An 18,992-nucleotide genomic window follows, 5' to 3' on the forward strand; every position below is an offset into this window, starting at 1 on the left:
CCCGGCAGATTCATTCCCGGGCGGGCGCCCTGCGCCCCCCCCGCCTGGCCGACATTTTTGGCGTTGAACCAACCGCCGCTGAACGGCCGCGGTTCGGCGGCCTGCACACTTGCCGACAGCAGCATCAAGCCGATGGCATAAGCGAGGGGTTTTACGACAAAACCGGTATGCTGGACATCACCGGACAGGATTTTTCCGCTCACGGCGGAAGATGGGTTTGGACGTCGGTCGGCGGCTCTGGCTTGCATATCGCAACTCTCTTCCTGTGCTCAATCGGGCCTGGTGGACTGTCGCATGTCTCATCTGCGCGACAATTTTGCATTCAGGTAGTAGATGAACGGGCAACGAAAAGAGTGCAGCTTTTAATAAAAGATTCATATGAACAGCGCCCCGCATCGCCATGTTGTAACAAGGAGAAACGAGGCCCCCTCATTTAACTGATGACGACTATGCCTCCCGGTAAATAACGCACTTTAGCGTCATAAACGCGTTGAATCAGCGAAGTGAAGTCATTGAAACGGTCGACAGACAGCCTCGCCTGCACTAGGCTAGCGCCCAACCGGGCGTTGAGTAGAACGATTTTCCCGGTGCGATAACGATTAATTTCTTCGATGACCTGCGACATCGGAATATTATTGAACACCAACATCCGCTGACGCCATGCGCTGACTGACGCCGTATCGACGCGTTCAACCGGCAACATGATTTGATCGTCATAGCGGAGCTGTTGATGACGCTGCAACAAAATCTGCCGCCCTTCACGCTCCACCGTGACTTCCCCCGCCAGACAGGTCACGCAGGTCGATTCATCGATATAGCGGACGTTAAACAACGCTTCCTGCGCCTGAATCTGCCCATTGCCGGCCAGGACGACGAACGGCAAGCCATTACCGGGCTGAGCCAGCACCTCCGTCTCCCCGCTGCGTAGCTCCATGCCCGTGACCACCCCTTGTTGCCGTAGCAAATTGATGGCGGTTTGTGTATTCAGTTGCAATTTGACATGCGCATTGAGCGCCACTTCGCGCTGTTCACCGATACCGGTGCGATAATCCGCCGATATCGCGTCCAGGCTCGGCCAAAGCTGCAGCGGCGGGCTGATCGCCAGCCAGCCGATCGATGCCGCCAAGGCGCCGCCTAATAACGCGCGGCGACTCAGGCGCGCGGACGACGATGGACCGATGATTTTTGCGGGTGACCGGGCGGATGCCTCGTCCGGGGCGCGATCGCTGGCGGCCCGTTGTAGCCCCTGCCAATGTTTACGACATTCGACAAACGCCTTTACATGCCCGGGATTGTGCGCGCACCATTGGCGAAAAGCCTCACCGTCGGCGACCGTCGCCCGCCCGGAAGCCAGTAGAATCACCCAGCCAATTGCCCGCTGTTCGATCTCATTTTTCTCCCGGATCTGCATCTCTGTTCGATTTGGGTTTGTCATGGTTTTGGCAGGGTCTCTGTTTTTGGCCCAAAACGTTGAATATACTGTTTTTCCATGCGTTCGCAGCAATACTGCAGTCCCGCTTTCAGCTCTTTTTCCACCGTGCGCAAAGACACGCCAAAACGGCGGGCAATGTCCACATGGGGCAGATCGTCAAACCGCGCTGCGATGATCATCTCTCTGCGTCGCGGCGGCAGTTCGGCCAATATGGCATGAAACATCTCGACTTCGATTTGCCCCTGGGTGATACGCGCCGGATCGGCCAGTTCATCAGCAAAATTGTAAAGCACTTCTATTTCATCGGTACTCATGATTCGCGCTTGATTCCGTCGTTGTTCTTCCGCCACATTCAGCGCAATACGAAACAAATATGCCGCCGGATAACGGACAACGCCGTCATTACTCACGCTGTCGATGCGCAACCAGGTTTCATGCAGTGCATCGTCGGCCAAATGGCCGGAGCCAAGGCGTCGACAAAGCCGCTGCCGAAATTCAGCATAGCTGGCAATAAACAGTTCACGCATGGTTTTTTTTATCGCATCAGGCATATTCACCCCTGCCCAATGTTCACACGGCGACATTCGGCGCGAATGTCCGTTTGCACCCGCAGCAACAACGTTATCGGTTGGCGCAATCCTATAGGAGGCGCCACCAACTCTCGCGTCTCAAGCACTCTTTTCACGTCTGCCCCCCACTGTTCGGCGCCGGGAGAATTCAAGATATGAACTCTGACCACTTTCCCTGCCGCATCGATCCATAGCTGCATGCCCAACCGATAGCGCCCCAAATTGGCCGGCTGCAACGAGCACAACAAACGACTCACGCCGCGTTGCAATTGCGCGCGGTAAGCTCCCCGCAGCAAAGCCGGCGATGATATTTCCCGATCGCGATCCAGGCTGTTCCGGTTTTGCGGTTGTAGGGTAAAAGCGGAACCACTGGTATAGACCACCGTCAGCCGGGTTCCGGCCAACAAGGCGCGTAGGGCTTCATCAGCGGTGAGCTCGCCTCTGACCGGACTGGATTGACGGCCAGCAGTTAAATTCCCCCTGACCAGAATTGATAGCCCGGTGATCTCGCCATAGATGACCAGCGCCTGCGATAAGGGTTGCGCCGGCAAATCGAAAGTAAAATGCCGTTGCGGTGGCAAATCGGCCTGCGCCGCCGCAACAAAAAACGGACACGCCCCTCCCAGCACCCCGAGAAGTGAAAATATATTGAAGTGCAATAGAACCCTGTGGATGTAATGTTGTTGAGTTATCATCGTTATTATTTATCCTGCAAAAGCTGGAAAAAATAAGAAAATCAAACAGATAACATTTCACCAAAACTGTAGGCATTCTTGTTCCGCAGCCTGGCGAATGATCGAGCATTCGAGGTATAAGTGAGCCGACGCAGAGTACTCTGCTGGAGTAAAATGACGTTTCGATGACCAAAGGTAAAGTCGAATGAAAACACCGGATTGAAACAGGGCTGCGTTAGTCCTGGCGCGACGCGTGACCATCGCCGGAGACGTTGTAGCCAAAGGATAATATTGACGTGATAAAATCAATCAGGAGCACAAAGCGCCAAAAAACGCTGATCATCTGAATTTCAGACATTAAAAAGACGTCAATTGACGTCCATTCACTTCGAAATGGCTCCCTATAGGAACTGAATATGTCGCCATCCCCGCTTACGCAAGCGTTATTACAACCTTTTTCCCCCTATCAGGCGCTGGCGCAAACGCTGCTGCCGCTCACCCTCGAGTCGGACGACGGTTCGCATGACGTGGCGCATCTGCACCGGGTCTGGAAGAACTGCCGCCGGATCAGCAAGCTGGAAGGCGGCGACCGGCGCATTCTCTGTGCGGCGGTGCTGCTGCACGACGCCGTCGCGGTGGAAAAAAATTCGCCGCAGCGTCATCTGGCCTCGCGCATGGCGGCGGAGCAAGCCACGCTGATGCTGACCCGGTTGGAATGGGCGCCGGCGGATATCGCGGCGGTGGCTCACGCCATCGAAGCGCACAGTTTTTCCGCCGGCATCCCCCCGCAAACGCTGGAGGCGAAGATCCTGCAGGATGCCGATCGCCTCGACGCCATCGGCCTGATCGGCGTGGCGCGCTGCTTCTATATCGGCGGCCGCATGCGCAGCGCGCTGTACGACGCCGCCGACCCGCGGGCCGAACATCGCCAATACGACGACAAGCGTTTCAGCCTGGATCACTTCGAAACCAAGCTGTTCAAACTGCAAGACGGCTTCCAGACCGCCGCCGGGCGGCACATGGCCGAGCAGCGCACCGAACGCATGCGGCGCTTTGTCGACGATCTGCTGGAAGAGGTGTAATGCCGGCTTACCGCGCATTTCGTTATGCCCATAACATTTTCGGTCACATAACGCCGTTAAACTGTAGGTCAACTTCACCGAACGGGCGGCACAGATGAAAAAGTTGACGTTGAAAGAGATGACGGAAAGCGAACAGCGGGAAGTGAAAACCGAACTGGACAAGGCGCGCAAGAGCCACGGCAGACCGCTGACCAACGCCGAACAGCACAAGGTCAAGGATGAAGTGGTGGCGCGCATCATGGCCGCCAGAGCGAAGCTCGCCAAGGCGGAGCGTGCAGAACGCAAGGCCAACCGCTATCGGCCGAGCGGCGACACCTTCAGTTGGTCCGCCACCATCGGCTCCCGCCCGCCGCGCTGAACCAGCCAAACTCTCCCCGCCGCTGCGGGGATTTTTATTTATTAGCCAAACTCATCCTCGCTACCGAATCATGAATAACAATGTTATCAATCTGTTGTAAATTGACAGCCTGATGAAGAATATTCATTATCACCCCACTTCCCCTTTTCACGAGACCGCCATGGCCTACCCACACAACGCCGACTTTCTGATAACACCTGCGTTGCCCGTTGGCGATTTGGCGGCGGTTAAATCGAAGAAACAGACGCTCATTTGACCGGGGCGAGCTGTCCCGTCAGATGAGCTGACTGGACGGCGCGCAACGCCCCGCCTTCAATTTTCTCATCTGGCTTCTCTGTCGGTCACACAGAAGGAATATTTTATGGCTTCATTTTCGGGTATTTGGGTGGCGATGGTTACCCCTTTCAATCACGATGCCGTCGATTTGCCGGCGGTGAAACGCCTGGCGCGGCACCTGCTCGACGCCGGCATCAATGGCTTGGTGGTGTGCGGCTCCACCGGTGAAGCCGCCGCGCTGAGCAAAGAAGAACAGCTGGCGGTGCTCGACGCCGTGCTGGAAGTGGCGCCCGCACACCAGGTCGTGATGGGCCTTTCCGGCAATAACATGGCCGCCACGCTGCAGATGCAGCAGGCCATTCAGCTGCGCGACATCGCCGGCGTGCTGATCCCGGCGCCTTACTACATCCGCCCTTCGCAATGCGGCCTGATCGATTATTTCACCCAGTTGGCCGACGCCTCCAGCGTGCCGGTGATCCTGTACAACATTCCGCAGCGCACCGGCATCGCCATGGAGCTGGCCACATTGCGCCGGCTCGCGCGCCATCCGCGCATCACCGCCATCAAGGACTGCGGCGGCAACCCTGACGCCACCATGGCGCTGATCGCCGACGGCGAAATCGATGTGATGACTGGGGAAGACAATCTGATCCTCACCACGCTGTGCCTCGGCGGCACCGGCGCCATCTCCGCCGCCGCGCATGTTCACCCGGAACGTTTCGTGCAGCTGGCGCAGCAGGTCGCCGCCGGCGATTTGGCCGCGGCGCGCAGCAACTTCTATGAGCTGCTGCCGATGATCCACCAGATGTTCAGCTTCCCGAATCCGGCGCCGGTCAAGACGGTGCTGGCTCAGCAGGGGCTGATCGCCAACGAGCTGCGCTCGCCGATGCAGGTAGCGCCGCAGGCGTTGCAACAGCAGATCGCCGCAACGCTGACGCAGCTGCAGCCCGCCGAGGCGATCATCGGTTAAATTTGTTAGCTAAGCCGCTGTAATTTTGGCGCTATGGGACTACGATGAGAGGTTAAGCATGCCCGTCATTCGTCATCAACAAGGAGCTTCCGATGAAACTGTTCTATAAAGCCGGCGCCTGTTCGCTGTCCCCGCATATCGTGCTGCGTGAGGCAGGGCTGGATTTTACGGCGGAGAAGGTCGATCTGGCGCAGAAGAAGACCGAGAGCGGCGCCGATTACCTCACCATCAACCCCAAGGGACAGGTACCGGCGCTGCTGCTGGATGACGGCAGCCTGCTGACAGAAGGCGTAGCGATCGTGCAATACCTGGCGGACCGCGTGCCCGATCGCAACCTGATCCCGGCGGCGGGCACCCTGTCGCGCTACCACGCGATCGAATGGCTGAACTACATCGCCACCGAGCTGCACAAAGGGTTCAGCCCGCTGTTCAACCCGAAAACGCCCGAGGAATACCAAACCATCGCGCGCGCCAAGCTGGAGCAGCAGTTCAGCTATCTGGATTCGGTGCTGGCGAAGCAGCACTTCCTGTTGGGAAGCCGTTTCAGCGTAGCCGACGCCTACCTGTTCACCGTGTTGCGTTGGGCGTTCGCCCTGCAGTTCGACGTGCGCAAGCACGCCCATCTGGCGGCCTGGTTCGATCGCGTTGCGGCGCGCCCGGCAGTAGATGCGGCGCTGAACGCCGAAGGATTGAAGTAAAGTTTCAGCCCCGGCGGCTGTCGCCGGGGCTCGATGCACTTACAGCTTTACCGCTTTGAATTCGCTGAGCGGCTGCACGATCCGATCCTGCGCCGCCACCACCTGCAGTTCGTATTCGCCCATCTCCTGCGTGGTCAGCATCACCTCATACACGGCGGCGGTCACGTGCTCCAGCGCTTTGTCCAGCGCCTCGCCCTTCAGCAGATCCACCAGCAGCAGACCGCTGGTCAAATCACCGACGCCAACCGGTTGACGCGCGCCGAAGTCCACCAGCGGCCGGCTGATGTGCCAGGCCTCGTCCGCCGTCACCAGCAGCATTTCGAAGCAGTCGGCGTGATAGCCGGCGCGGGCCAGGTGCTTGACCAGCACCAGCCGCGGCCCCTTGGCGATCAGCACGCGGGCGGCCTGCACCGCGTCGGCCACGTTGGCGACGGCCATCTGGCTCAGCATCTCCAACTCCAGCAGGTTCGGCGCCATCATGTCGCTGCACGGCAGCGCCTGGCGGCAGTGAAACTCGGCCACGCCCGGCGCCACGATGCAGCCCTTTTCAGGATGCCCCATCACCGGATCGCAGAAATACCAGGCGTTCGGGTTCGCCTGCTTAACCTGACGCACGATCTCCAGAATATGGTCGCCCTGCTCCGGCGAACCGATATAACCGCTCAGCACGGCATCACAGCGTTGCAGCTGCTCGATATTGGCAATACCCTGCGCGATCTCGGTCAGGTGGCTGGCCGGCATAACGCAGCCGGTCCACTGGCCGTATTGCGTATGGTTGGAGAACTGCACCGTGTTCAGCGGCCAGACATTGACGCCCATACGGCGCATCGGGAATTCAGCCGCACTGTTGCCGGCGTGACCAAACACCACGTGCGACTGGATAGAAAGAATGTTTTTCATCGACAGAACTCGTTCGGAATACCGCAGCCTGGCGGCTGCGCAAAAATAAAGGGGCCACCAGGGCCCCTTACCGTCATTATTCGTTACTGCCAATCCACCAGGCAGTAGTGTTTCTTGCCGCGGCGCAGCAGCGTGTAGCGGCCGAACAGACGGTCCGCATCGCTGAAGCGGTATTCGGCATCCGATTGTTTCTCGCCGTTGATGGTCACCGCATTGGAGCCGATCATGGTGCGCGCCTGGCCGCGTGACGGCACCAGTTCGGCATTCACCAGCGCCTGCTGCAGATCGGCGTCACGCTCCAGTTTAATGGTCGGCATGCCGTCCTGCGCCAACTGGGCGAAGTCCGCTTCGGTCATGTCGTGCAGCGCGCCGGAGAACAGGCTCTGAGTGATGCGCTTGGCGGCCGCCAGGCCTTCCGCACCGTGCACCATGCCGGTCACTTCTTCCGCCAGCACGTACTGGGCGCGCGGCGCCTTGCCGCTGTTCTTGTCTTCTTCCTCCAGCGCGTTGATGTCTTCCAGGCTCATGAAGGTGAAGAACTTCAGGAAACGGTAAACGTCGGCGTCGGCGGTGTTGATCCAGAACTGGTAGAACTTGTACGGGCTGGTTTTTTCCGGCGCCAGCCAGACCGCGCCGCCTTCGGTTTTACCGAACTTGGTGCCGTCTGCTTTGGTGATCAACGGCACGGTCAGGCCGAACACCTGCTTCTGGTGCTGACGACGCGTCAGATCGATGCCTGAGGTGATGTTGCCCCACTGATCGGAACCGCCGATCTGCAGCTCCACCTGGTGACGGTTGTACAACTCGGAGAAATCGTAGCCCTGCAGCAGGTTATAAGAGAACTCGGTGAAGGAGATGCCGGAGTCGTCGCGATTCAGGCGCTGCTTGACCGCTTCCTTGTTGATCATCTGGTTGACGGAAAAGTGCTTGCCGATGTCACGCAGGAAGGTCAGCACATTCATGCCGCCGAACCAGTCGTAGTTGTTGGCCGCGATAGCGCTGTTGCTGCCGCAGTCGAAATCGAGGAACGGGGAAACCTGTTTGCGGATCTTCTCGACCCACTCGTTCACCGTATCGGTGGTGTTCAGCTTGCGCTCCGCCGCTTTGAAGCTCGGATCGCCGATGAGGCCGGTGGCGCCGCCCACCAGTGCTACCGGCTTGTGGCCGGCCAGCTGGAAGCGCTTCAGGCACAACAGAGGAACCAGATGGCCCAAATGCAAGCTGTCAGCGGTCGGATCGAAACCGCAATACAGTGCAATTGGCCCTTGCGCCAGTCGCTCCGCTAACGCTTCCTCATCCGTAACCTGGGCAACGAGGCCCCGCTCTTGCAGTTGTTTAATCAAGTTGCTGCTTGCCATCAATGACTCCATGTATAAACGAATGCACCTTTGCCGGTACACGGCCTTTCGCCCAGTGGCGAAATAAAAATTCAGGGTAGCGCATAGAATAAAGCGCCGGCGGCGTCAGCACCAGCGCTTAGAGGGGATTTTCCGTCTTCAGGGTGCCAGTCGGTCAATTTTCCAGTCATTCCCGTCCCGCTGATACAGGAAACGGTCATGCAGGCGATGGGCGCCGCCCTGCCAGAACTCGACGGAGTCAAATTTCACGCGGAATCCGCCCCAGAAACTCGGCAACGGCACCTCGCCCTGCTGGAACTTCTGCTTCAGCTCAAGGAATTTGCTTTCCAGCACGCCGCGCGCGGAAATGCGCGACGACTGCTGCGACACCCAGGCGCCGATCTGGCTGTCTTTCGGCCGGCTGTTGAAATACTTCAGCACTTCGAGGGTCGACAGGCGCTCCGCCTGCCCGAGGAAAATCACCTGGCGATCGAGCATGTGCCAGGGGAACAGCAGGCTGATATGCGGGTTGTGCGCCAGCTGCTGCGCCTTGCGGCTGCCGAGGTTGGTGTAGAACACCAGCCCCTGCTCATCGAAATGCTTCAGCAGCACGATGCGTTGATAAGGCTGGCCGTGTTCGTCGACGGTCGCGACGCACATGGCGGTGGGATCGGCCAGGCGCGCGTCGCAGGCCTGTTTCAACCAACGCTCGAACAGTTCGAGCGGGTTGGCGGTCAGATCGTTGCGGCGCAGGCCGCCTCGGGTGTATTCACGGCGCAGGTCCGCAACATCAAACTCACTCTTTTCAATCATCTGGGTTATCGACCAACTGAAAAAATCCGTCGTTACATTCTGCGCCTGCGGCGTCAGGAACTCAATCGCTCCGACGCCGCCGTCGACCTTCACTCCGTCAACACGCAGTCGCTCATGACTACCTTGCCGTTGCGCTCAAGATAGGCGTTACGGTCTTTCGACCAAAAAGTGTATTTGCCGTCGCTGTATTTGGCGCCGGTCAGCGCCAGCACCTGCTTGAGATGCAGCTGTTCGCCGTCCATCAGCAGGCTGACTTCGCTCGCCTTGCCGTCAAGCGCCACCGTCAGCGGCGTGGTGCCGCACTGGTAGTGCATCGTCTGGCTGCTTTGCGGCAGGATGTAGCTGCAGCCGGACAGCGCCAGCGCGCCGGCGACGAAAATGACTTTTTTCATGCTGTTGCTCCTTAGAAAAATCCTTCACAGGCTATCCTAACAGAGCTAACGGGCCCCCAATGGCAAAACCGGATAAATCCCACCCAACACCGTTTCACGGCTGGCGCCGGTCACCGAAGGCAGATTGCCGGCCTGGCCGGACAGCGTGCGGAAGGCCAGCCAGGCAAAGGCCAGCGCCTCCATGTCGTCGCCGCTGACGCCAAAATCGTCGGTCAGCCCGACCTCCGTGCCCGGCAGCAGCGCCGACAGGCGCGCCATCAGCAGCGTGTTGCGCGCCCCGCCGCCGCAGACCAACAGTCGCTCGCACCCGCAGGCCAGCAATACCTGCTCGCTGATGCTGACCGCGGTCAGCTCCGTGAGCGTGGCCTGCACGTCGACCGGCGCAATCGCCGGCAATCCGGCCAGCTGCCGCTCCAGCCAGGCGATATTGAAATACTCGCGGCCGGTGCTTTTCGGCGCCGGCAGCGCGAAGTACGGATCCGCCAGCATCTGCTGCAACAGCGGCAAGCAGACTCGCCCCTGCATCGCCCAGCCGCCGTCCTGATCGTAAGGCTGCGCGCGGTGGCGCCATACCCAGGCGTCCATCAGCATGTTGCCCGGCCCGGTATCGAAACCGCGCACCGGCGTACCGGGCAACAGCAGAGAAAGGTTGGCGATGCCGCCGACGTTCAGCACCATGCGCCGCTCGACGGGATGCCCCAGCAGCGCCTGATGAAACGCCGGCACCAGCGGCGCGCCCTGCCCGCCGTAGGCCATGTCGCGCCGGCGGAAATCGCCGACGGTGGTGATATCGGTCAGCGCGGCGATGCGGTTGTTATCACCGAGCTGCATCGAGAAACGCGCGTCACCCTCCGGTTCGTGCCACACCGTCTGGCCGTGGCACCCGATGGCGGTGATCTGCTCCGCGTCGATGCCGGTTTGCTTCAGCAGGCCGAGCACCGCCTCGCCGAACAACGTGCCCAGCTGCGCGTCCAGCCGGCCGACGGCGGCCAACGTGGTTTGCTGCCCCTGGCACATGCCCAGGATCTCTTTTTTCAACGCCATCGGCATCGGATGGCTATAGCTGGCCTGCTGCGCCACCATGCGATCGTCGATCGCGGCCAATACCACATCGATTCCGTCCAGACTGGTGCCGGACATGACGCCTATATAGCGGCCTGACTTCATAGCAACATCCTCTAACCCGCTCGGTAAGCAAAATTCATCCTGACAAATAAACCAGAATTGCCGGATTAACGCCATGAATTATGATGCTTTTTTTACGGTTCGTGAGCCAGATGCCCCCCGACGCCGCTGTGGCACGGGTTATGTGTTAAACCGTGCCATAACAGGCGACGGAATGTCGCCAAGGCTGTCATAAAGGTAAACCGCGGTTTATTATTGGTTGAACAGAGAAAAGTTAAGCTGCATGCAGCGATGAAGCATGGCGGTGTGTCAACTTTCAGCCATACTTTGTCTATCGTTTTCACTGAATCTTGCCTGGGGAGCATTACCAGGTTATGGACTACTACCATCAGGAGTTTTGTATGATCAAGCGTCTTCTCGTCGTTGCCGTCGCCGCCGTTACGCTGGCCGGCTGTGCCAATGAATCCATGTCCGGTGATGTCTACTCGTCCTCGCAGGCCAAGCAGGTGCAGAACGTCACCTACGGGACGCTGGTTTCCGTGCGTCCGGTTAAAATTCAGGGCGGCGAAGGCTCCAACGCCATGGGGATGATCGGCGGCGCGGTGATTGGCGGGCTGTTGGGCAACACCGTTGGCGGCGGCACCGGTCGTACGCTGGCTACCGCGGCGGGCGCTATCGCCGGCGGCGCGGCAGGTAACAGCATCGGTGAAGTGGCCGGCCGTACCTCCGGCTACGAGCTGGAAATCAAGACCGACCAGAAAGAGAACATCGTGGTGGTGCAGAAAGCGGGCGACACCAAGTTCAGCCCTGGCCAGCGCGTGCGCATGGCGCGCATGGGCGACACCATCACCGTTTCCCCGCTGTAAGCCAGCCGGCGACAAGCGGCAAACCGGAGGCAATCGCCTCCGGTTTTATTTCTGATGCTGTGAAACTGTAATCGTAGAAAATAAGAATATTATTATTTGTTCTGCAGTTCGGTGATATTTTGTTCTAACTTGCCAATCAGCCCTACCAACAGATGCACTTCGTCGGCGGTAATGCCGCTTAAAATCTCACTGCGCGTAGACGTGATCACACTGTCCACTTCCCTGATGATCGGATCGGCCGCTTCGGTCAGCTTGATGCGCTTCGCGCGGCGATCGTTGGCACAGGTGTGACGCGTGATCAGCCCTTTCTCCTCCAGTTGGTCCAGCGTACGAACCAGTGACGGTTGCTCGATACCGATCGCCTTGGCCAGCTGGATTTGCGACTGCTCCGGCGGCAAGCGATTGATATTGTGCAACGTGACCCAATGCGTTTGGGTCAGCTCCAACGGCTTGAGCCGATGATCGATGAGCGCGCGCCACACACGAACTAATCGTGCTAAATCTGAACCTAATGTTGACTCCACTTCCCCCTCCTTATAATTAGCATGCTAACATTACCTCCCAGAGCTTAGACTATTTTGGGTAACTCACATTAAAAACACAAATGTATATAATGTATATTGTGGAAATAGCCACTATTTTTAGCCGCTATTGTTTAATCGTTATGCAAATATTCAACATATTCACCCTTAGGGATTGTTAATGTGAATACATCATGGTTACACACCTCATCTCCCTTGCCCGATTTGGTCCTGGGAGCATCGCTTTATTTTCCACCTATATTTAAAGCTTTTTTACTAGGACTGCTCTTATGGCTGCTGATTCATCAGCTGCTGAGAGACTGGATGTATTCCGGTGAAATCTGGCATCCCATGTTGATGGACCTGTCCATTTTCGTTCTGACCGTCAGCGGTTCCTTATGGATTTTAGCGAGTTGGTAACCCATGCAGCATAAAACATTAAAATACTTCTCTACGGTGATCGTCTGCGCCATTGCCGTCTGCGCCGGTTGGTGGCTCTGGAATTATTATATGCAATCCCCATGGACCCGTGATGGAAAAGTGCGCGCCGAACTCGTCAATATCACCCCTGAAGTCTCTGGAAGATTAGAGAAAATAAGCGCGAATGACAATCAGTTCGTACCTGCGGGAAGTCTGATTTTTACCCTCGACCCGGTGCCCTACCAGATTGCGCTGGACAATGCCGAGGCCGCGGTGGCAAAAGCGCAATCCGATCTGGCCAAAGCGGACCACGAGGCTGCCCGCCGCCGCGGTTTACCGCGTAACGTTATTTCCGCTGAAGATTTGGACGAGTCAAATTTAGCCGCGCAGGCAATGAAGGCCGCCTATAAAGCCGCCCTGGCCAATCTGGAACAGGCCAAATGGAATTTGAGCAAAACCAAAATTTACGCGCCAACCGACGGTTATATCACCAACCTGCAGGCGCGGGTCGGGAACTACGCCAACGCCGGTACGCCGCTGGTGGCGTTGGTGGATGTGCATTCGTTTTATGTGCTCGGTTATTTCGAAGAAACCAAGCTGAAGCATATAAAAGAAGGCAATAAAGCGGACATCGTTTTATATAACGGCAACACGCCGCTACAGGGGGAAGTAGAGAGCATCGGCCGCGCCATTTACGATCAGAGCGTTGACAGCAGCAACGATCTATTAATGGACGTTAAGCCTAATGTTCCTTGGGTGCGTTTGGCTCAGCGCGTGCCGGTACGGATAAAATTGCTCAACGTGCCCGCCGATTTGACGCTGGTCGCCGGCACCACCTGCACCATTTCGATTCATCAGCGGAACTAAAGTGTGAACCTGCCTTTTTTGGAGTGGAGCCGCACCCCCTGGGGTAAGGCGACCGGCGGCCAATGGCGCTATGCGCTGCGCAACTCACTGGCGATGTGTCTGGCGCTATGGGTAGCCTTCGTGCTCGAACTCGACGAACCCTATTGGGCGCTTACCTCCGCCGCGGTGGTGAGCTTCCCCACCATCGGCGGCGTGATCAGCAAAAGCATCGGCCGCATCTTCGGCAGCCTGGTGGGCGCCGCCGCGTCGGTGGCGATCGCCGGCCACTGCCTGAACGATCCCTGGCTGTTTACGTTGTTCATCGCCGCCTGGATCGGGCTGTGCACCTACGTCTCCAACCATTACCAAAACAACGTCTCTTACGCCTTCGCGCTGGCGGGCTATACCGCCGCCATCATCGCCTTCGGCACAGTCAACGTCACCGATACCCAGCAAATCTTCGATATCGCGCAGGCGCGGGTTTGCGAAGTGATCACCGGCATTCTATGCGGCGGGTTGATGATGATGATCCTGCCCAGCACCTCGGACGGCGAAGCCCTGCTGACCTCGCTGCGGCGCATGCAGCTGCGCCTGCTGGAGCATGCCGCCATGCTGTGGCAGCCGGAGATCACCGCGCAGATGCGCACCTCGCACGAAGGGGTCATCGGCCAGATCCTGACCATGAACCTGCTGCGCATTCAGGCATTCTGGAGCCACTACCGGCTGCGGAGGCAAAATAACCTGCTCAACTATCTGCTGCACCAACAGCTGCGCATGACCAGCGTTATCTCCAGCCTGCGCCGCATGCTGCTGAACTGGCCGGATCGCCCCGCCAATCTGATGCCGGTGCTGACGCAACTGCTGGACGAGTTGCGCGATCCCGCCACCGACAAATACCGTTTGGCGCGCCTGCTTCAGCAGATCGCCCCGCAAGAGGCTACGGACTACCGCCATCGCGCCTTCTGGCTGCGGCTGCGAGATTTCTGTTGGCTTTACCTGCGCTGCAACCGCTGGCTGCGGCGGTTGGAAAGCGCCACGGCGGTCAGCGACCTCCAACCGCCGCGCGTCACTGCGCTGGCGCGCCATACCGATAGCTACGAAGCCGCCTACAACGGCCTGCGCACCTTTTTGTGCATCGTGATCGGCTGCGCCTACTGGATCAACACGCAGTGGGACGCCGGCAGCGCGGCGCTGACGCTCACCGCCATCAGCTGCGTGCTCTACTCTTCCACGCCTTCGCCGATCAACAGCGTCAGCACCTTGCTGAAGGCGGTGCTGCTGCTCTCGGTCGCCTGCTTCGTGGTGAAATTCGGTTTGATGATCCAGATTGACGACTTCTGGGTGTTCTGCGCCTTCCTGTTCCCGATCCTGGTGACCATGCAGATGCTCAAGCTGCAGAATCCGCCTTATGCCGCGCTCTGGGGGCAGTTGATCGTCTTTATGGGCTCGTTCCTGACCGTCAGCAATCCGCCGAGCTATGACTACCAGTCCTTTATCAATGACAACATCGCTAAAATCGTCGGCGTGCTGCTGGCCGGGCTGGCGTTTCAGATCCTGCGCCCCAGCTCGGACAAACGCAAAAGCCGCCGCATTATCCGCGCGCTGCGGCGCGACTTTATCGATCAGTTGAGCAAACGGCCGCAGCAGAGCGAAAGCCAGTTCGAATCGCTGATCTACCATCGCATCAGCCAGCTTAATCAAAGTCAGGATCAGGACGCTCGCACCTGGCTGCTGCGCTGGGGCGTAGTGCTGCTCAACTGCAGCCATATCGTCTGGCAACTGCGCGACTGGCAAACCCGTTCCGATCCGCTGTCGGCGGTGCGCAACGTCTGTATCCACTGCCTGCGCGGCATCATGACGGAGAAAGGCGTACAGCACAGTTCGCTGGACGCCACGCTGCAGGAGTTGCTGCGCATGAGCAACGCGCTGGCGCACCACCCGGAACAGGCGGCGCGCGACCTGGCCGGCCTGATCTGGCGGCTCTACTGCTCGCTGCAGCAGTTGCAACAGGCGATGGGCCAGCCCACCGCCGGACCGGCCGTTAGCGGCGGATAATCACTTGATCACACCGCAGGCGAAGCGTTCTCCGCCGCCGCCGAGCGGTTGTGGATGATCCGAATGGTTGTCGCCGCCAGCGTGCACCATCAGTGCTTTACCCTCAATGTCGCTGATTTTTTTCAGCCGCGGCGCCAATACCGGATAGTTCGCCATGCCGTCGGCGGCCACATAGATGGCCGGAAGGTCACCCAGGTGCCCGTCGGCATACGGCCCGAGGTGTTTTCCGGTCTTTTGCGGGTCGAGATGTCCGCCGGCCGCCAGCGCCGCCACCGCTTTGCCGTCCTTCATGCCCGGCTCGCAGCTGCCTTTCTCATGCACGTGGAAGCCGTGTACCCCGGCCGGCAATGCTTTCAGGCTCGGCGTGAACAGCAGGCCATACGGCGTTTCGCTGATGACCACCTTGCCGATGTCCTGACCGATCCCCTGCCCGGTCACCAGGTGCATCTCGACGTCGGTTGTCGCCGCCTGAGCCGCACCACACGCCATCAGGCCGAGCGCTGCATACCAATAACGTTTCATCAATCAGTCTCCTTAATGACTATATCGAGCTATCAGTATAGGAGAGCCTGCGCCGGCACTGTTAACCAACGCACAATCTCGCTAATTTGATTCGCAGGCCTAATATTTAACACTAATAATAATTCTACCGATGTTGGTCCTCTGACCAGCTGTCGTTCGGCTAACGTTGTTTCCCTGTTTCCACCGCCGACGCATGTGAGTCCACTTACAGGCCCGCGGCATACTTCATAAGGAACTGATATGGGCATCTTTAGCTATAAGGATCTGGACGAAAAGGCGTCGAAAGCGCTATTTTCCGACGCCTTGGCCATCTCTACCTACGCTTACCACAATATCGATAACGGCTTCGATGAAGGCTATCACCAGACCGGTTTCGGGCTGGGTCTGCCGCTGACGCTGGTCACTGCGCTCATCGGCAGCACCCAATCGCAGGGCGGCCTGCCCGGCATTCCCTGGAATCCCGACTCCGAACAGGCCGCGCAGCAGGCGGTGAATAACGCCGGCTGGTCGGTGATCAGCGCCGCGCAGCTGGGTTACGCCGGCAAAACCGATGCGCGCGGCACCTACTACGGCGAGACCGCCGGTTACACCACCGCTCAGGCCGAGGTGCTGGGCAAATATGACAGCGAAGGCAATCTCACCGCCATTGGCATCTCATTTCGCGGCACCAGCGGCCCGCGCGAGTCGTTGATCGGCGATACCATCGGCGATGTGATTAACGATCTGCTGGCCGGCTTCGGGCCGAAAGGCTACGCCGACGGCTACACGCTGAACGCCTTCGGCCAGTTGCTGGGCGACGTGGCGAAGTTCGCGCAGGCGCACGGGCTGAGCGGAGAAGACGTGGTGGTCAGCGGCCACAGCCTCGGCGGGCTGGCGGTCAACAGCATGGCGGCGCAGAGCGACGCCAACTGGGGCGGCTTCTACGCGCAGTCCAACTATGTCGCCTTCGCCTCGCCGACCCAGTACGAAGCCGGCGGCAAGGTGATCAACATCGGCTACGAGAACGATCCGGTGTTCCGCGCGCTCGACGGCACCACGCTGACCGGGGCGTCGTTAGGCGTACACGATGCGCCCCATGCCTCCGCCACCAACAATATCGTCAACTTCAACGACCACTACGCGTCGGACACCTGGAACCTGCTGCCGTTTTCCATTCTCAACATTCCAACCTGGCTGTCGCACCTGCCGTTCTTCTATCAGGACGGCCTGATGCGGGTGCTGAACTCCGAGTTTTATTCGCTGACCGACAAAGACTCGACCATCATCGTCTCCAACCTGTCGAACGTGACGCGCGGCAATACCTGGGTGGAAGACCTGAACCGCAACGCGGAAACGCACAGCGGGCCGACGTTTATCATCGGCAGCGACGGCAATGATCTGATCAAGGGCGGCAAAGGCAACGACTATCTCGAGGGGCGCGACGGCGACGATATCTTCCGCGATGCAGGCGGCTATAACCTGATCGCCGGCGGCAAAGGCCACAATATCTTCGATACCCAACAGGCGCTGAAAAACACCGAGGTCGCCTACGACGGCAACACGCTTTACCTGCGCGACGCCAAAGGCGGCATTACGCTGGCGGACGACATCAGCACCCTGCGCAGCAAAGAAACCTCGTGGCTTATCTTCAACAAACAGGTGGACCATCAGGTGACCGCCGCCGGATTGAAATCGGACTCTGGCCTCAAAGCCTATGCCGCCGCCACCGCCGGCGGCGACGGCGATGACGTCCTGCAGGCTCGCAGCCACGACGCCTGGCTGTTCGGCAACGCCGGCAACGACACCCTTAACGGCCACGCCGGCGGCAACCTGACCTTCGTCGGCGGCAGCGGCGATGACATCCTGAAGGGCGTCGGCAACGGCAATACCTTCCTGTTCAGCGGTGACTTTGGCCGCGATCAGCTGTATGGCTTCAACGCCACCGATAAGCTGGTGTTTGTCGGCACCGAAGGCGCCAGCGGAAATATCCGCGACTACGCCACGCAGCAAAACGACGATCTGGTGCTGGCCTTCGGCCACAGCCAGGTCACGCTGATCGGCGTCTCGCTCGATCACTTCAACACCGATCAGGTGGTGTTGGCCTAAAGATCGACGTAAAAAAGCCGGGCGCTTTCGCCGCCCGGCTTTGCTCTTTTTTTACTCTGCCTTAAGGCACGTCATACCCCAGCGCCGCCTTGCGAATGCGGAACCACTGCTGGCGGTTCAGCACCAGTTTCTGCGCCTTCAGCGCCGAACGTACCCGCTCAATCTTGCCGGAACCGATAATCGGCAGCGGCGACGACGGCAGGCGCATCACCCAGGCGTACACCACTTGCTCGATGGTCTCGGCGCCGATTTCTTGCGCCACCCGCTGCAGCTCGTCGCGCAGCGGCTGGAACTCGGCGTCGTTGAACAGGCGCCCGCCCCCCAGGCAGGACCAGGCCATCGGCTTGATGCGCAGTTGCTGGCACTGGTCGAGCGTGCCGTCGAGAATAGCCGGCTGGTGAATCGGCGAGATCTCCACCTGATTGGTCGCCAGCGAGAACGGCAGGCGCGACTGCAGCAGCTGGAACTGCGCGGGCGTAAAGTTGGAGACGCCGAAATGGCGCACCTTGCCGCTTTTGTGCAGCGCGACAAAGGCTTCGGCCACGTCATCGGCGTCCATCAACGGATCCGGCCGGTGGATCAGCAGCAGATCGAGGTAGTCGGTATGCAGATGGCGCAGCGACTGTTCCGCGCTCTGTACGATATGGTCGCGGTCGGTGATGTAGTGGCCGATCGGGTTGCCGGGCTTGGCGGTGGTGGCGATGCCGCATTTGCTCACCAGCTCCAGCGACTGGCGCAGCGCCGGCTTCAGGCGCAGCGCGTCGCCGAACGCCTGTTCGCAGGCATAGCCGCCATAGATATCGGCGTGATCGGCGGTGGTGACGCCCAGTTCGACATGCTGTTCGATGAACGTCAGCAGCTGCTGCGGCGACATGCCCCACTCCATCAACCGCCAGTAACCGCAAATCATACGGGAAAATTCAGGCCCCTGCGGCGCGAGACGAATACGTTCTACCATTGCGAAAACCTCATGACATTAGTTGTCAGTCAGCATACACAAGCCGGTGAGGCACAGGGAAGCGGTAAGCCACACGAACGTGCGGCAGATCAG

General features: G+C 59.1%; 21 protein-coding genes. 9 read left to right on the forward strand and 12 right to left on the reverse strand.

The genetic code is table 11. The features are described from left to right. The 4 genes from ACJ8HB_RS00005 to ACJ8HB_RS00020 form a co-directional block, all read right to left on the reverse strand. Positions 1-248 (reverse strand): hypothetical protein (locus tag ACJ8HB_RS00005; RefSeq protein ID WP_442520180.1); only part of this gene is annotated, 248 nt, incomplete at its 3' end. A gap of 185 nt (positions 249-433) precedes the next feature. Then, complete coding sequence (locus ACJ8HB_RS00010; protein WP_047571637.1) at positions 434-1,411, reverse strand: FecR family protein; 978 nt, start codon at positions 1,409-1,411, stop codon at positions 434-436. Positions 1,412-1,431: 20 nt separating this feature from the next. Continuing rightward, positions 1,432-1,983, reverse strand: a complete 552-nt coding sequence (locus tag ACJ8HB_RS00015; protein WP_047567724.1) for an RNA polymerase sigma factor — start codon at positions 1,981-1,983, stop codon at positions 1,432-1,434. 2 nt (positions 1,984-1,985) lie between these two features. After that, complete coding sequence (locus ACJ8HB_RS00020) at positions 1,986-2,696, reverse strand: STN domain-containing protein (RefSeq protein ID WP_052133441.1); 711 nt, start codon at positions 2,694-2,696, stop codon at positions 1,986-1,988. 395 nt (positions 2,697-3,091) lie between these two features. Between ACJ8HB_RS00020 and ACJ8HB_RS00025 the strand changes: the two genes are divergently transcribed. The 4 genes from ACJ8HB_RS00025 to gstA all read left to right on the forward strand — a co-directional run bounded on the left by ACJ8HB_RS00025 (position 3,092) and on the right by gstA (position 6,059). Then, a complete protein-coding gene (locus tag ACJ8HB_RS00025) occupies positions 3,092-3,757 on the forward strand; it encodes an HD domain-containing protein (protein ID WP_047567726.1) in 666 nt (221 codons plus the stop codon). 94 nt (positions 3,758-3,851) lie between these two features. Next, positions 3,852-4,115 (forward strand): DUF3811 domain-containing protein, encoded by a 264-nt coding sequence (locus ACJ8HB_RS00030; protein WP_004938373.1) that lies wholly within the window; start codon positions 3,852-3,854, stop codon positions 4,113-4,115. A gap of 361 nt (positions 4,116-4,476) precedes the next feature. Next, positions 4,477-5,361: a 4-hydroxy-tetrahydrodipicolinate synthase gene (dapA, locus tag ACJ8HB_RS00035; protein ID WP_047567731.1), complete on the forward strand. Its 885-nt coding sequence runs from the start codon at positions 4,477-4,479 to the stop codon at positions 5,359-5,361. A gap of 92 nt (positions 5,362-5,453) precedes the next feature. Further along, positions 5,454-6,059: a glutathione transferase GstA gene (gstA, locus tag ACJ8HB_RS00040; RefSeq protein WP_033648193.1), complete on the forward strand. Its 606-nt coding sequence runs from the start codon at positions 5,454-5,456 to the stop codon at positions 6,057-6,059. Between the two features lie 39 nt (positions 6,060-6,098). Here gstA and pdxY read toward each other — a convergent pair whose 3' ends face one another. From pdxY to anmK, 5 genes are all read right to left on the reverse strand, one after another. Continuing rightward, positions 6,099-6,959, reverse strand: a complete 861-nt coding sequence (pdxY, locus tag ACJ8HB_RS00045; RefSeq protein ID WP_033638395.1) for a pyridoxal kinase PdxY — start codon at positions 6,957-6,959, stop codon at positions 6,099-6,101. 83 nt (positions 6,960-7,042) lie between these two features. After that, a complete protein-coding gene (tyrS, locus tag ACJ8HB_RS00050) occupies positions 7,043-8,317 on the reverse strand; it encodes a tyrosine--tRNA ligase (protein ID WP_033648189.1) in 1,275 nt (424 codons plus the stop codon). Positions 8,318-8,455: 138 nt separating this feature from the next. Beyond that, positions 8,456-9,109, reverse strand: a complete 654-nt coding sequence (gene pdxH, locus ACJ8HB_RS00055; protein ID WP_033648477.1) for a pyridoxamine 5'-phosphate oxidase — start codon at positions 9,107-9,109, stop codon at positions 8,456-8,458. A gap of 89 nt (positions 9,110-9,198) precedes the next feature. Then, complete coding sequence (locus ACJ8HB_RS00060) at positions 9,199-9,501, reverse strand: MliC family protein (protein ID WP_004931294.1); 303 nt, start codon at positions 9,499-9,501, stop codon at positions 9,199-9,201. A 45-nt stretch (positions 9,502-9,546) separates the two neighbouring features. After that, positions 9,547-10,668 carry an anhydro-N-acetylmuramic acid kinase gene (anmK, locus tag ACJ8HB_RS00065; protein ID WP_047567735.1) on the reverse strand — a complete coding sequence of 374 codons (1,122 nt, stop codon included), beginning with the start codon at positions 10,666-10,668 and terminating at the stop codon, positions 9,547-9,549. A 359-nt stretch (positions 10,669-11,027) separates the two neighbouring features. On the opposite strand from anmK, the gene ACJ8HB_RS00070 reads away from it, so the two are divergent. Further along, entirely contained in the window at positions 11,028-11,492 is a 465-nt protein-coding gene (locus tag ACJ8HB_RS00070) for a glycine zipper 2TM domain-containing protein (protein WP_033638390.1), read from the forward strand. 92 nt (positions 11,493-11,584) lie between these two features. Here ACJ8HB_RS00070 and slyA read toward each other — a convergent pair whose 3' ends face one another. Then, positions 11,585-12,016 carry a transcriptional regulator SlyA gene (gene slyA / locus ACJ8HB_RS00075; protein ID WP_004931301.1) on the reverse strand — a complete coding sequence of 144 codons (432 nt, stop codon included), beginning with the start codon at positions 12,014-12,016 and terminating at the stop codon, positions 11,585-11,587. A 180-nt stretch (positions 12,017-12,196) separates the two neighbouring features. Between slyA and ACJ8HB_RS00080 the strand changes: the two genes are divergently transcribed. The 3 genes from ACJ8HB_RS00080 to ACJ8HB_RS00090 are packed head-to-tail and all read left to right on the forward strand — an operon-like array spanning position 12,197 to position 15,334. Next, entirely contained in the window at positions 12,197-12,433 is a 237-nt protein-coding gene (locus tag ACJ8HB_RS00080) for a DUF1656 domain-containing protein (protein WP_049234481.1), read from the forward strand. A gap of 3 nt (positions 12,434-12,436) precedes the next feature. Then, complete coding sequence (locus ACJ8HB_RS00085; RefSeq protein WP_004931305.1) at positions 12,437-13,300, forward strand: efflux RND transporter periplasmic adaptor subunit; 864 nt, start codon at positions 12,437-12,439, stop codon at positions 13,298-13,300. A gap of 3 nt (positions 13,301-13,303) precedes the next feature. Continuing rightward, complete coding sequence (locus ACJ8HB_RS00090) at positions 13,304-15,334, forward strand: FUSC family protein (RefSeq protein ID WP_047567736.1); 2,031 nt, start codon at positions 13,304-13,306, stop codon at positions 15,332-15,334. Here ACJ8HB_RS00090 and sodC read toward each other — a convergent pair whose 3' ends face one another. Further along, positions 15,335-15,856, reverse strand: coding sequence for a superoxide dismutase family protein (sodC, locus tag ACJ8HB_RS00095; RefSeq protein WP_047567739.1), 522 nt, complete (start codon positions 15,854-15,856; stop codon positions 15,335-15,337). 240 nt (positions 15,857-16,096) lie between these two features. Between sodC and ACJ8HB_RS00100 the strand changes: the two genes are divergently transcribed. Next, positions 16,097-17,941, forward strand: coding sequence for a polyurethane esterase (locus tag ACJ8HB_RS00100; protein ID WP_047567742.1), 1,845 nt, complete (start codon positions 16,097-16,099; stop codon positions 17,939-17,941). A 61-nt stretch (positions 17,942-18,002) separates the two neighbouring features. Here the strand turns inward: ACJ8HB_RS00100 and ACJ8HB_RS00105 are convergent, their stop codons facing one another. Further along, the gene (locus tag ACJ8HB_RS00105) at positions 18,003-18,899 is read right to left on the reverse strand and encodes an aldo/keto reductase (RefSeq protein ID WP_033638383.1); all 897 of its coding nucleotides are present in this window, start codon (positions 18,897-18,899) and stop codon (positions 18,003-18,005) included. Positions 18,900-18,992: the final 93 nt, after the last annotated feature.

It is taken from the genome of Serratia sp. CY27727 (assembly GCF_052169275.1).
Lineage (GTDB): Bacteria > Pseudomonadota > Gammaproteobacteria > Enterobacterales > Enterobacteriaceae > Serratia > Serratia sarumanii.